The sequence below is a fragment of the Streptomyces sp. NPDC025651 genome, assembly GCF_055558735.1.
In genome coordinates this window covers 965,625-979,148 of record NZ_JBVHLZ010000001.1, presented here as the reverse complement: position 1 = coordinate 979,148, position 13,524 = coordinate 965,625, and the positions used below count along the sequence as shown (strand labels likewise).

Genomic DNA, 13,524 nt, shown 5'->3' with positions numbered 1-13,524 from the left:
CGCGCTCCTGCCGAGCTCGACCTTCCGCCTCCGGAGGCCCCACGCAATGTCGATGACGACGACCCACCCACGCGGCATCCGCGGAGTCGTCCCCGTACTCGCCTTCTCCGGCATCGTCGTCGCGGTGATGCAGACCCTGCTCGTGCCGGTCATCAAGGACCTGCCCGAGCTGCTGAGCACCGCGCCGTCGAACGCCACCTGGGTCATGACCTCGACCCTCCTCGCGGGCGCCGTCTCCACGCCGATCATGGGCCGCCTCGGCGACCTCTTCGGCAAGCGGAAGATGCTGCTCACGAGCCTTGCCGTGATGGTCGTCGGCTCGCTGGTCTGCGGCTTCACCGACAACCTGCTCGTGATGATCGCGGGCCGCGCGCTGCAGGGCTTCGCCATGGGCGCCATCCCCCTCGGCATCGGCCTGATGCGCGACATGCTGCCCCGCGAGAAGCTCGGCTCGGCGATGGCCCTGATGAGCTCCTCCATAGGCGTCGGCGGCGGCCTCGCGATGCCGCTCGCCGCGCTGACCGCGCAGCACGCCGACTGGCACGCGCTGTTCTTCGGCGCCGCGGGCCTCGGCGTCGTCGCGATGCTGCTGACCCTGGCCTTCGTGCCCGAGAGCCCGGTCCGCGCCGAGGGCACCTTCGACGCGCCCGGCGCGCTCGGCCTCTCCGCGGGCCTCGTCCTCTTCCTCCTGCCCATCACCAAGGGCAGCGACTGGGGCTGGGGCTCGGGCACCACGCTCGGCCTCTTCGGCGCCGCGGCCGTCGTCCTCGTCCTGTGGGGCGTGATGGAGCTGCGTGTCAAGGCGCCGCTGGTGGACCTGCGCACCACGGCCCGCCGCTCGGTGCTCTTCACCAACCTCGCCTCGATCATGGTCGGCGTCGCCTTCTACGCCGTCTCGCTCGTCCTGCCGCAGCTGCTCCAGCTGCCGTCCGCGACCGGCTACGGCCTCGGCCAGTCGATGGTCGTCGCGGGCCTGTGCGTGATGCCGCTCGGCCTGACGATGATGTTCACCGCTCCCGTGTACGCCCGCCTGTCGGCGAAGTACGGCCCGAAGGTGACCCTCATCCTCGGCATGCTGATCATCGCGATCGGCTACGGCGCCGGCCTCGGCCTGATGAGCGCCGCCTGGCAGACGATCGTCATCTCCGTGGTCCTCGGCGCGGGCATCGGCCTCGCCTACTCCTCGCTGCCCGCGCTCATCATCGGCTCGGTCGACCCGTCCGAGACCGGCGCGGCCAACGGCCTCAACACCCTGATGCGCTCGATCGGCACCTCGGTGTCCAGCGCCGTCATCGGCATGGTCCTCGCCAACACCGCCGACCACGTCGGGGGCGTCGCCGTGCCCACCATGCACGGCTTCCGCGTCTCGTTCCTGATCGCCACGGGAGCGGTCGCCGTCGGCCTGCTCTTCGCCCTGCTGCTGCCCTCGGCGCGCCGCTCCACCACCACGCAGCTGCGGGCGAGCAGCGAGGAGGACGCCAATCTGCGGCGCGCGGTCAAGGCCCTCGCGGGCTTCCACGGCCAGGTGCTCGGCGCCGACGGGACGCCCGTCCCCCGCGCGAAGGTGACGCTGATCGACCGCGGCGGGCGCCAGGCGGGCGCGGCCCTGACCGACGACGGCGGGCGGTACGAGCTTTCCGTGCCCGGCGACGGTTCGTACGTCCTCGCGGTACGGGCCACCGGCCACGGCCCGCTGGCCTCGGCGGCGGCACACCCCGGCCGGGACCGCGCGGTGGAACTGGACCTCTCGCTGCCGGGCACCAGCGACGTACCGGCCTGACGCACCCGCGCTCACCGCACCCCCGTCACGCCCGTGGCGGGGGTGCGGTGCATCATGGGGCGCCCATACATACGTACGCACGCCGCATACCTGCGTACGCCCGATGAGCACGCACAGCCCACGAACGAACACGTACGCCGCACGAACACCTACGCCCCACGAACACGTACGACCTGGAGGACGCCCATGGCCGCCGAGCCTAAGCCGGAGATTCTGGCCGCCTTCGAGGCCGCCAAGGGCTTCATGCCGCGCGGCGAGGGGCTCGCCCTGTACGCGGCCGCGGCCGAGGCCGGCGCGCTCGGCCTTCCGCTCCTGGAGGTCGGCACGTACTGCGGGCGCTCCACGATCCTGCTCGCCGACGCGGCCCGGCAGGCCGGGGTGAGCGCGATCACCGTGGACCACCACCGCGGCAGCGAGGAGCAGCAGCCCGGCTGGGAGTACCACGACCCCGGGACAGTGGACCCCGAGGTCGGCCGGATGGACACGCTGCCGACCTTCCGCCGCACCCTGCACAAGGCGGGCCTGGAGGACCACGTGATCGCGGTGGTCGGGCGCTCGCCGCAGGTGGCGAAGGTGTGGGGCGGCCCGCTTGGCTTCGTCTTCATCGACGGCGGCCACACCGACGAGCACGCCACGGCGGACTACGAGGGGTGGGCTCCGCACGTCGCCGAGGGCGGCCTGCTCGTCATCCACGACGTGTTCCCCGACCCGGTCGACATCATGACCGGCCAGGCCCCGTACCGCGTCTACCTCAGGGCCCTGGGATCCGGCGCGTTCACCGAGGTCTCGGCGACGGACTCACTGCGGGTGCTGCGGCGCACGGGGGCGGGGATCTGACCTCGGCCGTCACGGGTCCCGCCCCGGCCGTCACGGGTCCCGCCCCGGCCGTCACGGATCCCGCCCCGGCCGGAGTGGATCCCACCGCAACCGGAGCGGGGACCCGACCTCGCGGATAGGCTCGCCCTCGTGTCGTACGTAGGTCCGGAATTCGATCCCTCCCAGCCGCCCAGGCGCCGCTTCGGCCGTCCGCTGACGGTGACCGTGGCCGCGCTGGTGCCGACGTGTCTCGCGGGGTGGCTCGTCTATCAGGCGACGAGCGGGCCCGGCGGGAGCGAGCCCGCGCGGTCCCTGCCCGCGTCGTCGAGCGCGTCCGCCGAGCCGGGCGCGCCGTCCGGGTCCGGCTCCTCCTCCCCCTCGGACAGCGACAAACCCGACAAGGGGCGGGAAAAGGAGAAGGACGGCAAGAGCGCGGGCGGCGACGGCAACGATTCGAGTACGAAAAAGCCCACGCACCAGCCCGCCGCCAACGGCCCCCTCAAGGGCAAGGTCGTCGTGATCGACCCCGGTCACAACGCGGGGAACTTCCGTCACACGGCCGAGATCAACCGCCAGGTCGACATCGGGACGAACCGCAAGGAGTGCGACACCACGGGCACGTCCACCAACGACGGCTACACCGAGGCCACGTTCACCCTGGACGTCGCCCACCGCCTGCGCACGCTGCTCGAGAAGCAGGGCGCCACGGTCAAGCTCACCCAGGACGGCGACCGGCCCTGGGGCCCCTGTGTCGACGAACGCGCCCGGATCGGCAACAAGGCCGGTGCCGACGCGGTGGTCTCCATCCACGCCGACGGCTCGGGCGCCGGGAACCGCGGCTGGCACGTGATCATGCCCGCGAAGGTGCGGTCCGGCGCCGCGGACACCTCCGGAATCGTCGCGCCCTCCAAGGAGTTGGGCGAACGCATCGCCGGCCAGTTCGTCCGCGCCACCGGCAGCGCCCCCTCCAACTACATCGGCGACGGCACCGGACTCGACGTACGAGGGGACCTCGGCGGCCTCAATCTCTCCACCGTTCCCAAGGTGTTCATCGAGTGCGGCAACATGCGGGACGCGAAGGACGCGGCGCTCCTGAAGAGCGGCGCGTGGCGACAGAAGGCCGCGCAGGGGATTTCGTCGGGAATCACCGGCTTCCTGCGGGGGTAGATCGTGAACGTCCTCGTTCCGAAGCGTGGACGTCTTTATCCCGAGCAGACACCCCGCGTGTCCGGGCGATATTGTCCTCCCTACGATGAGGGGCCACCCCCGCGCTTCGCGCACCGCGACACGACCGCGACTACGGCGACAGCGACGCCTCCACTGACGAGACGACTGACGAAGGACCCTGAAGTGAATTTCCGCTCCCTCACTCGAGGCGACGGCGTGGTGATCGGAGCAGCGGTGTTGCTCTTCATCGCCTCGTTCCTCGACACCCTCGACATCGAAGGCGCCCCCAGTGACAAGCTGCCGAACGCCTGGGAAAACGGCAACCTGCTGCTGAGCGTCTACCTGCTCGGCATCATCGGTGCGGCACTCATCGTCGTGGGCCGCGCGCTGCCCCAGCCGCGCAAGGTCATCGGCCTGGACCTCGGTCAGCTCGGTGTGGCCTTCGCCATCGCCGCCGCCTGGAGCTCCCTCGGTGCGATCTTCGACACCGACCAGTCTTACGGCTTCTTCTTCGACAACTCGCTCGGTGCCCGCGGAGAGTCCCCGGACGCCGGTGTCGGCCTCATCCTCGGCATGATCGCCGCCCTGGTGCTCGCCGCCGGCGCGATCGCCACCCTGATCGTCCCCGCGCTGAAGGCCCCCCTCATGGGCGCCCCGCGTCCGGCCGCCCCGCAGCCCTACGGCGGCCAGCCGCAGGGTGGCTACGGCTACCCGGGTGCGGGCCAGCCGCAGCAGGGCGCGCCGTACGGCGGTCAGCCGGGTCAGCCGCAGCCGCAGGGCGGTCAGTCCTTCGGTGGCCAGCCGCAGCCGCAGGGCGGGCAGACCCCGCCGCCCGCGCAGGCGCAGCCGGCCGGTGACTTCTCGCCGTTCTGGTTCGCCGTGCCGGTGCCGCGTCCGCTGTACGCGGAGGACGGCTCGCCCACGCCGATCGCCGAACTGGCGCCCGGCACCTGGTACTTGGCCGTCGAGCAGCGCGGCCCCGGCCTGGTGGCCCAGACGCAGGACGGCCGTCGCGGCGTGCTGCAGGACACCACGGGGATCCAGCGCGGCTGACCCCACGCTCACCGCACGGCCCCTCGCCCTTCCGGGCGGGGGGCCGTTGTCGTACAGTCGCCCCTCGACGGATTCACCTGACGCACCGTCAGACGATGTCGGCGACTGGGAGGGCGTATGCGGCTCGGGCTCGCACTCGGCTACTGGGGGCGCGGCCCCGACCCCGGCCACGTCGCCCTCGCCCAGGAGGCCGAGCGCCTCGGCTACGACTCGGTGTGGACCGCCGAGGCCTGGGGCTCGGACGCCTTCACGCCGCTGACCTGGATCGCCGCACAGACCTCACGGATCAGGCTGGGCACGGCCGTCGTGCAGATGGCGGCCCGCTCCCCCGTCACCACCGCCATGCACGCGCTCACCCTCGACCACCTCTCCGGCGGGCGCATGATGCTGGGGCTCGGGCTGTCCGGGCCGCAGGTGGTGGAGGGGTGGTACGGGCGGCCGTTCCCCCGCTCTCCGCTGACCGCGACCCGCGAGTACGTCGACGTGATCCGCCAGGTCCTGCGGCGCGAGGGCCCGGTGGAGCTGGACGGACGCTTCCACGCCCACCCCTACCGCGGCGAGGACGGCACCGGCCTCGGCAAGGCCCTCAAGCCGATCACCCATCCCCTGCGGGGCGACCTGCCGGTCCTGCTCGGCGCGGAGGGGCCCAAGAACATCGCGCAGACCACGCGGATCGCGGACGGCTGGCTGCCGCTGTACTGGTCGCCGACCCGGACGGATGTGTACGAGGCGTCGCTGACCGACCTCGCCGAGGGCTTCCTGATCGCGCCGATGGCCCGGGCCAAGGTCTGCGACGACGTGAGCGAGGGGTTGCTCCCCGTCAAGGCCATGCTCGGCTTCTACATCGGCGGCATGGGGCACTCCGCCCGCAACTTCCACGCGGACCTGATGGCCCGCATGGGGTACGAGGCGGAGGCCCGGCGCATCCAGGAGCTGTTCCTCGCGGGGCGCAGACAGGAGGCCGTCCTCGCCGTGCCGGACGCCTTCGCCGACGAGATCTCCCTGGTCGGCCCGCGCGCCCGCATCGCCGAGCGCCTGGAGCTGTGGCGCAAGGGCCCGGTGACGGACCTGCTCGTGCTGGCCCCCGACCCGCTGACGCTGCGGACCCTGGCCGAGCTCAACTCCTAGGCACGGCCTAGCCCTTGGCCAGTTCCCCGGCCGAGGGCACCTTGTCCTTGACCTCGGCGCCCGCGCTCTTTCCCGCGCCCTTCACGTCGTTGATGATGCCGTCGAAGGAGTTCACGATCGCGTCCGTGCCCTCGCCCTTGCGGAGCTTGGACGGCAGGTCCTTGAGCGCGTCGATGCCCGCGCTCAGCGGCGCCACGGCCTTGGCGAGGGTCGGGTCGCCCTGCGCGTTCTTCACCGCGGCCTTCAGCCTGTTGTACGTGAACGCGCCCGCGAGGCCCGCCTTGACCAGGGCGAACTTCCGCCCGTCCGCGCCGCTTTGGAACGTCCCCGCGCGAAACGGCTTCACGATCCACTGGTACGTCGCCCCCGCGGCGAGCCCCGCGTTGGCGACGAAGCGGGTCTTGGCGAACTTCTGCTTCTCGGCGGAGCTGGTGCCCGACGGCGTCGCCGCGCTGTCCTTGGTCCCGGCGGTGTCGCCGTTACAAGCCGTCGCGCCGACGAGCAGGGTGCAGCAGAGCGTGAGGGAGACTCCGGCACGGCGGAGGGGCACACGGCGGAGGGATACGGGGCTGAGCACGGCAGCGGCCTCCAGGGGTGAGCTGCGGTCCGGTGATCGTTCCTCACCGCAGCCTCGCCCCGGCCGCCGGGTGCCGCCACCCGGGCGAGCCCGTCCGGGTCCCTCCGGGTTTCAAGGAGCCCCTGCCCGGTACCCGTCCGCCATGTCTCCCAGAACCCGTACACGCGGCACCAACGAGGCAGCGAAGATCATCGTGATCGTCGCGGACGTCCTGGCCTTCATCCTCGGCCTGTGGATCCTGATGTACCTGCTGGACGCGAACCGCGCCAACGACCTCGTCCAGTTCGTGCACGACGTGGCCCGCTGGCTCGCCGGCTGGTCGCACGACCTGTTCACGTTCGACGACGCCTGGGCCAGGGTCGTCGCGGGCTACGGCCTCGCGGCGGTCGTGTACCTGCTGGTCGGCCACGCGGTGGCGGGGCGACTGCGACGGTACTGAGGCGCGCCCCTTACTGGCAGCACTCCGGGTCGAGCCCCGTCGGCAGCCGTTCGCCCGAGAACACCGCGCACGTCGCCTCGTCCCCGCCGAGCGCCGCCACCGCGAGGAGCAGCGAGCCCGCCGTCCACGTGGTGAGCTCCTCGGGCCAGACCGCCTTGTCGTCGAAGACGTAGCCCGTCCAGTACAGGCCGCTCTCCGCGTCGCGCAGGTGCTGGATGGACTTGAGGATCTCCAGGGCACGGTCCGACTCCCCCAACACCCACAGGGCGAGGGCGAGTTCGGCGCTCTCGCCGCCGGTGACCCAGGGGTTGGGGACCACGCAGCGCACGCCGAGGCCGGGCACGACGAAGCGGTCCCAGCCCTCCTCTATACGGGACTTGGCCTCGGGGCCGGTGAGCGCGCCGCCGAGGACCGGGTAGTACCAGTCCATGGAGTAGCGGTCCTTGTCGAGGAAGCGCTCGGGGTGGCGGCGGATCGCGTGCGCGAGGGCACCGGCCGCCAACTCCCAGTCCGGCTGCGGCTCCTCGCGCTGCTCGGCGATGGCGAGGGCGCAGCGCAGCGCCTGGTGGATCGAGGAGGAACCGGTGAGCAGCGCGTCGTTCACCGGCGTGCCGTCCGCCTCCCGCTTCCAGCCGATCTGCCCGCCGGGCTGCTGGAGCCCGAGGACGAACTCGACGGCGGCGACGACCACCGGCCACATGCGGTCCAGGAACGCCTCGTCACCCGTGGCGAGGTGGTGGTGCCAGACGCCCACCGCGACGTACGCGCAGAAGTTGGACTCCCTGCCGCGGTCGGTGACGTCGTCCGGGTCCCCGTCGGCGTACGCCGCGTACCAGGAACCGTCGGGATTCTGGTGCCGCGCGAGCCAGTCGTAGGCGCGCTCGGCGGCCGCGTGCTCGCCCGCGACGTCCAGCGCCATGGCGGCCTCGGTGTGGTCCCACGGGTCGAGGTGGTGTCCGCGGAACCACGGGATCGCGCCGTCCTCGCGCTGGACGGCGAGGATGCCGCGCACGGTCGCCGCGGCCTGATCGGCCGTCAGGACACCGGGCAGGACGAGGTGTTCGGTCCGCTCCGGGCTCGTCACTTGGCGGCGCCCGCGGCGTCGGCCGTGGCCTTGGGCAGGTGCGGCTTGGTCGCGTACGCCACGAAGCTCTTGCCGACGACGGGGTTGAGCAGCTGCTCGGCCACCCGCGTGGCGAGGGGCTTCTTCATGATGTCCCAGACCAGGAGCTTGTGGTACGCCCGCACCGGCAGCGCCTTGTCGTTGTCGACGCCGAACGCGCACTTGAGCCACCAGTACGGCGAGTGCAGCGCGTGCGCGTGGTGGGTGCCGTACGGCTTGAGGCCCGACTCCCGCATCTTGCCGAGGAGTTCGTCCGCCCTGTAGATGCGGATGTGGCCGCCCTCGACCTCGTGGTAGGCGTCCGACAGGGCCCAGCAGACCTTCTCGGGGCCGTAGCGCGGGACGGTCACCGCGATGCGGCCGCCGGGCTTGAGGACCCGCACCATCTCGGCGAGGACGCCCTTGTCGTCGGGGATGTGCTCCATGACCTCGGAGATGATCACGACGTCGAACGACTCGTCGGGGAAGGGCAGGTTGAGGGCGTCGCCCTCCATGGCCGTGGCGGTCGCGCCCGCCGGGGCCTCGCCCGCCTCCCTCATCGCGGCGAACCACTTGGCGACCTCGCGGATTTCCTCGGCATTCTGGTCGAGGGCCACCACCTGCGCGCCACGCCGGTAGCACTCGAAGGCGTGCCGGCCCGCCCCGCAGCCGAGGTCCAGGACGCGATCGCCTGCGGCGAGCGGGAAGCGGGTGAAGTCGACGGTCAGCACGTGGCCCTGCTTTCGTGGTGAGGTCCTGCAACTTCGGGGGCGGCCGCGGCCGCGGAAAGGGCGTGGCCGCGCGCCACCGCCCGGGCGGCGCCGCGTCCCGCGGATCCTTCGATCGCCGCGCGGTACAGCTCCGCGGTGCCCTGGGCGGCGCGGGCCCAGGTGAACTTGGCGAGCACGCGCGCACGCCCGGCGGCACCGAGCCTGGCCCGCAGCCCGGCGTCGCCGAGGAGCCGCTTCAGGCCGAGCGCGAGTGCCCCCGCGTCGCCCGTCGGCACCGCGAGGCACGTCTCGCCGTCGGGGCCCGCGACCTCGGGGATCGCGCCGCCGGTGGTCGCGAGGAGCGGCGTACCCGTGGCCATCGCCTCGGCCGCGGGGAGCGAGAAGCCCTCGTACAGCGAAGGGACGCAGGCGATCTGGGCGGAGCGGACGAGGTCGACGAGTTCGGCGTCGGTGATGCCCTTGACGAACTCGACGGCGCCTTCGAGGCCGTGGCGCTCTATGGCCTGGGCGACCGGGCCGTCCTCGGCGCGCTTGCCGACGACGACGAGGTGCGCCTCGGGGTACTCGGTGCGCGCCTTGGCGAGCGCCTCGATGAGGTAGACGAGGCCCTTGAGCGGGACGTCGGCGCTGGACGTCGTCACGATCCTGCCGGGCACCTCGGCGACGGACGGGTCGGGCGAGAAGAGGTCGGTGTCGGCGCCGATGTGGACGACGTCGATGCGGTCCTCGCGCACGCCCAGGTGGTCGACGATCTCCTGGCGGGACGTGCCGGAGACGGTGAGGACCGAGGGCAGGCGGCGCGCGACGCGCTTCTGCATGCGCGTGAACGCGTACCAGCGGCGGACCGAGGCGCGGCGCTTCCAGTCGGGCGCGGCGTCCAGCTCCAACTGCCGGTCCACGGTGATGGGGTGGTGGATCGTGGTGACCAGGGGCGCACCGAGGTCGCCGAGGAGGCCGTACCCGAGGGTCTGGTTGTCGTGCACGACGTCGAACTCGCCGCGCCGGGCCCGCAGATGGCGCCGGGCGCGCAGGCTGAAGGTGACGGGCTCGGGGAAGCCGCCGGTCCACATCGTCGCCACCTCGAGGGCGTCGACCCAGTCGCGGTACTCGTCGCGCTTCGGCGTGCGGAAGGGGTCCGGGGAGCGGTAGAGGTCCAGGCTCGGCAGCTCGGTGAGCCTGAGTCCGTCGAGTCCCTCGCCCTCGTCGAGCACGGGGTAGGGCTGCGCGCCGATCACTTCGACGCTGTGGCCGAGCCGGGCCAGCTCGCGGGAGAGATGGCGTACGTAGACGCCCTGTCCCCCGCAGAACGGGTTCCCTTTGTACGTGAGGAGAGCGATGCGCAACGGACGGTCGCCGTCGGTGGCGGAGCCCTTGCGGGGGCCCGCTTCCATGGCCTCAGCGGTCACTCTCGGCCCCCTTCTGCCTGCAGTTGTCCGCGAGGTTACGCCGGGACGGTAATCTAGAACAAGTTTCAGACTTGATCGCTGAATGATCGCTGAACGAGCTTCGAATCTACCGGCAGGTAGGCGAGGTGTAAGGCCCGGATCAGGTGATTCGCGCCACGGCGGGCTCCCTGCCATGCTGTGCGATCCCGGGAGGCGTTTTCGGAGGGGCATCGAGATGACAGCGGAAGCCAAGGCGGCGGGCCCAGCTGCGCCGCCCCTCACCGAGCGCCAGGAGGCGCGCCGCCGACGCATCCTGCACGCGAGCGCCCAACTGGCCAGCAGGGGCGGCTTCGACGCGGTGCAGATGCGGGAGGTCGCCGAGGCCGCGGGCGTCGCGCTCGGCACCCTCTACCGCTACTTTCCCTCCAAGGTCCATCTGCTGGTCGCCACCATGCAGGACCAGCTGCAGCACATGCACACCACGATCAGGAAGCGCCCGCCGGCCGGCGAGACGCCCGCCGATCGGGTCGCCGAGACCCTGATGCGCGCCTTCCGCGCGCTGCAGCGCGAGCCGCACCTGGCCGACGCGATGGTACGGGCCCTGACCTTCGCGGACCGCTCGGTGAGCCCCGAGGTCGACACGGTCTCGCGGCTGACGACGGCGATCATCCTGGACGCGATGGGCCTCGACGAGCCACCGAGCGCCCAGCAGCTCTCCGCGGTGCGGGTCATCGAGCACACCTGGCACTCGGCGCTGATCACATGGCTTTCGGGCCGGGCGTCGATCGCGCAGGTGAAGATCGACATCGAGACCGTGTGCCGGCTGATCGACCTGACGGCCGGGCCTGCGCACGCATGAGGCGGACGCGCGCATAGGGGCGTCAGCCGCAGGTCGTAGCCCTGTCTGTGACACAGGGGGCGCACAGTCGTATGGCAAATGCGCCCCCGGACTCCCCCTTGGCCAGTTCTCAGCGTCACGACTGGGGTACTCGCCGCTATGAATGGTCTGCGTGCTTGAACGAAGCAACCGGAAGCGGGGAGCTGGAGGGGCAGAGCGTGATCCGGGTCCTTCTCGTGCACGACGCCTGTCTAATGCGATTGGCTCTGGCGGAGCGATTGGCCCGTGAGCCTGATCTGGAGGTGTTCCATGCGCCGTGGTCACACGCCCGCGGCCGACAACGCAGCGTACGACCCGACCTGTGCGTGGTGGATCTCGACGACGAATCGACGTACGCGCTCACTCCGCTCGCCGAACTGACCGGTCCGTCGGCGCACGGCAGGGCCTGCCGGGTCCTGGTGCTCGCCACCGCGAACCGGCCAGGTCTGCTGCGGAGGGCCGCGGAGGCGGAGGCCCTCGGCTATGTGAACAAGGCCAGCCAGCCCGAGCGACTGCTCGCCGGGATCAGGCAGGTGGCGGCAGGCCAGCGGTACGTCGACGACTCGCTGGGGTTCGGATTCCTCAAGGCATCACAGATGCCGCTGACTCGAAGGGAGTTGAGCGTCCTCTCACTCGCCGCCAGGGGGGCGTCGGTCGCCGAGATCGCGCGCAGCCTCCATCTGTCCAACGGCACGGTGCGCAACTACATGGCCGCGATCACCCGGAAGACCGGGGCGCGGAACAGGATCGACGCCATACGGATCTCGCAGGGCGAGGGCTGGGTGTGAACCGCCCGTCGGCTCTCGGCGGCCGCCGGCCGCCCCGTTGAGATCCCGGTAGAGGGGCGAACGCTCCATCAGCTCGTCGTGCCGCCCGCACAGGGCGTGCGCCCCGTCCATCACCAGGACGCGGTCGGCGCGGCGGGCCGAGCTGACACGGTGGGCGATCACCACGAGAGTCCCGCCCGGGCGGGCCGCGAAGGCCCGCTCGGCGCGGGACTCCGCGACCGGGTCGAGATGACAGGTCGCCTCGTCCAGGATCGCCAGCGGGGCGCAGGAGAGATAGGCGCGGGTCAGCGCGATCAACTGCCGCTCCCCCGCCGAGAGTTCGGCGGGCACGACGGGGGCGTCGAGTCCGCCGAGCCGCTCGATCAGCGGGGCCAGGCCGATGGTCTCGGCCGCGGCGAGCACCTCGGCCTCGGGGACGGAGTCCGCCCGCAGATAGCGCAGGTTGTCGCCGAGCGACCCGGAGAAGACGTACGCCTCCTGGGGAATGAGCACGCGCCGCCCCACGGCCCCCTCGCCCCGCACGGGCCGCCCGCAGACCCGCACCTGCCCCGCGTCCGGTTCGAGCAGCCCGGCGGCGATCCCGGCCAGCGTGGACTTCCCGATGCCGCTGGGCCCGACCACGGCGAGGTGCTCGCCCCGGGCCACGGTGAGCGCCAGGTCCTTGAGGACGGGCTCGGCGTGGGGGCCGTAGGCGAAGGTCAGGGAGGAGAGGTCGAGGGCGGGGGCCTCGGTGTCGGCGCCGGCACCCGGTTCCGCGCTGTCGACCTGGGCCTGACCCGTGACCTCGGCGCCCGGCGGCCCGTCCCACACCAGGCGGCGCAGGACGATCACCAGGCGGGAGCCGCTCGCGCCCAGGCCGTGGACGAGGTTGTGGAGAGCGGGGAGCAGGGCCTGGGTGACGTAGGCGATGGCCCCGACCAGGGCGCCCGGTGTCACTGCGCGGTCCAGGAGCCAGGGAGCGGTGGCGAGGAGCAGCACCAGGGGGAGCTGGCCGCCGGTGACGAGGGCCGCCGTGCGCAGCAGGCCCCAGCGGGCGAGGGCACCGGCCGCCTCGTACTCCGCGGCGACGCCCCGGTCCAGGTCCCCGGCCACGTCCCGCTCCGCTCCCGCAGCCGTGACGTCCCGCAACCCCGGGCAGACCAGGCCCAGTTGGGCCGCGAGTTCCTCGTCGGCGACCAGGAAGTCCTCCTGGCGGCGGGCCAGCGGGCGCAGCGACCCCACGAACAGGCCGATCCCGGCCAGCAGCGGCGGCGCGACCACCAACAGCAGCAGCGGGTCCAGCGAGAACAGCCCGACCAGAGCGCCCACCGCGGTGAAGACGAAGGAGCGGGAGACCATGACCAGGCCCGCGAAGGTGTCCCTGGCGATCTCCACCTGCTGCGTGAGCCGGGAGACGGCGGCGCCGTCCGCGTCCCGCAGGCCCCGGCCGACGACCTGCCGCACCAGGCTGTCCCGCAGCGGCTCCACCAGGTCGGCGACCGCGCGGTACACGCGCCCCGTGCCGTACGCGGCGACGACCACGCCGAGCGCGGCCGCGCCCAGCCACCACAGGCCGACCGCCTCGCGCCCCTTGAGGAATCCGTCGTCCAGGGCGCGCGCGAGGGCGTACCCGGTGAGGAACGTCTGCCCGGTCTCGAGGACCGACCAGGCCGCGAGCCGCGCCACCACCTGCCACCGGCGC

General features: G+C 72.3%; 12 protein-coding genes and 1 pseudogene. 8 read left to right on the top strand and 5 right to left on the bottom strand.

Annotated features, from left to right (window positions below; genetic code table 11):
* The first annotated feature begins 46 nt into the window (after window positions 1–46).
* The 5 genes from ACZ4D5_RS04660 to ACZ4D5_RS04640 all read left to right on the top strand — a co-directional run bounded on the left by ACZ4D5_RS04660 (window position 47) and on the right by ACZ4D5_RS04640 (window position 5,944).
* Entirely contained in the window at window positions 47–1,780 is a 1,734-nt protein-coding gene (locus ACZ4D5_RS04660) for an MFS transporter (protein ID WP_467770861.1), read from the top strand.
* A gap of 186 nt (window positions 1,781–1,966) precedes the next feature.
* The gene (locus tag ACZ4D5_RS04655; RefSeq protein ID WP_467770860.1) at window positions 1,967–2,617 is read left to right on the top strand and encodes a class I SAM-dependent methyltransferase; all 651 of its coding nucleotides are present in this window, start codon (window positions 1,967–1,969) and stop codon (window positions 2,615–2,617) included.
* A 129-nt stretch (window positions 2,618–2,746) separates the two neighbouring features.
* Window positions 2,747–3,763, top strand: coding sequence for an N-acetylmuramoyl-L-alanine amidase (locus tag ACZ4D5_RS04650; RefSeq protein WP_467770859.1), 1,017 nt, complete (start codon window positions 2,747–2,749; stop codon window positions 3,761–3,763).
* Between the two features lie 183 nt (window positions 3,764–3,946).
* The gene (locus ACZ4D5_RS04645; RefSeq protein WP_467770858.1) at window positions 3,947–4,816 is read left to right on the top strand and encodes a hypothetical protein; all 870 of its coding nucleotides are present in this window, start codon (window positions 3,947–3,949) and stop codon (window positions 4,814–4,816) included.
* A 117-nt stretch (window positions 4,817–4,933) separates the two neighbouring features.
* Entirely contained in the window at window positions 4,934–5,944 is a 1,011-nt protein-coding gene (locus ACZ4D5_RS04640; protein WP_467770857.1) for an LLM class F420-dependent oxidoreductase, read from the top strand.
* A gap of 7 nt (window positions 5,945–5,951) precedes the next feature.
* Here ACZ4D5_RS04640 and ACZ4D5_RS04635 read toward each other — a convergent pair whose 3' ends face one another.
* On the bottom strand, window positions 5,952–6,494 hold the full coding sequence (locus ACZ4D5_RS04635; RefSeq protein ID WP_467770856.1) for a hypothetical protein: 543 nt from the start codon (window positions 6,492–6,494) through the stop codon (window positions 5,952–5,954).
* 169 nt (window positions 6,495–6,663) lie between these two features.
* On the opposite strand from ACZ4D5_RS04635, the gene ACZ4D5_RS04630 reads away from it, so the two are divergent.
* The gene (locus ACZ4D5_RS04630; RefSeq protein WP_467770855.1) at window positions 6,664–6,960 is read left to right on the top strand and encodes a hypothetical protein; all 297 of its coding nucleotides are present in this window, start codon (window positions 6,664–6,666) and stop codon (window positions 6,958–6,960) included.
* A gap of 10 nt (window positions 6,961–6,970) precedes the next feature.
* Here the strand turns inward: ACZ4D5_RS04630 and ACZ4D5_RS04625 are convergent, their stop codons facing one another.
* Genes ACZ4D5_RS04625 through ACZ4D5_RS04615 form a run of 3 tightly spaced genes read right to left on the bottom strand, consistent with a single transcriptional unit; the run spans window position 6,971 to window position 10,199 of the window.
* Window positions 6,971–8,044 (bottom strand): prenyltransferase/squalene oxidase repeat-containing protein, encoded by a 1,074-nt coding sequence (locus tag ACZ4D5_RS04625; RefSeq protein ID WP_467770854.1) that lies wholly within the window; start codon window positions 8,042–8,044, stop codon window positions 6,971–6,973.
* Window positions 8,041–8,793 (bottom strand): class I SAM-dependent methyltransferase, encoded by a 753-nt coding sequence (locus ACZ4D5_RS04620; RefSeq protein WP_467770853.1) that lies wholly within the window; start codon window positions 8,791–8,793, stop codon window positions 8,041–8,043. Before ACZ4D5_RS04620 ends, ACZ4D5_RS04625 begins: the two co-directional genes overlap by 4 nt.
* A complete protein-coding gene (locus ACZ4D5_RS04615) occupies window positions 8,787–10,199 on the bottom strand; it encodes a glycosyltransferase family 4 protein (protein ID WP_467770852.1) in 1,413 nt (470 codons plus the stop codon). The genes ACZ4D5_RS04620 and ACZ4D5_RS04615 overlap by 7 nt, the downstream gene beginning before the upstream one ends.
* Before the next feature lie 214 nt (window positions 10,200–10,413).
* Here ACZ4D5_RS04615 and ACZ4D5_RS04610 point away from each other — a divergent pair, with 214 nt between their 5' ends.
* Window positions 10,414–11,037 (top strand): TetR family transcriptional regulator, encoded by a 624-nt coding sequence (locus tag ACZ4D5_RS04610; RefSeq protein WP_467770851.1) that lies wholly within the window; start codon window positions 10,414–10,416, stop codon window positions 11,035–11,037.
* A gap of 71 nt (window positions 11,038–11,108) precedes the next feature.
* A pseudogene (locus ACZ4D5_RS04605) lies at window positions 11,109–11,759 on the top strand (LuxR C-terminal-related transcriptional regulator); the annotation flags it as partial.
* Here the strand turns inward: ACZ4D5_RS04605 and ACZ4D5_RS04600 are convergent.
* Window positions 11,685–13,508 (bottom strand): ATP-binding cassette domain-containing protein, encoded by a 1,824-nt coding sequence (locus ACZ4D5_RS04600; RefSeq protein WP_467771482.1) that lies wholly within the window; start codon window positions 13,506–13,508, stop codon window positions 11,685–11,687. The pseudogene ACZ4D5_RS04605 and the gene ACZ4D5_RS04600 overlap by 75 nt on opposite strands.
* Window positions 13,509–13,524: the final 16 nt, after the last annotated feature.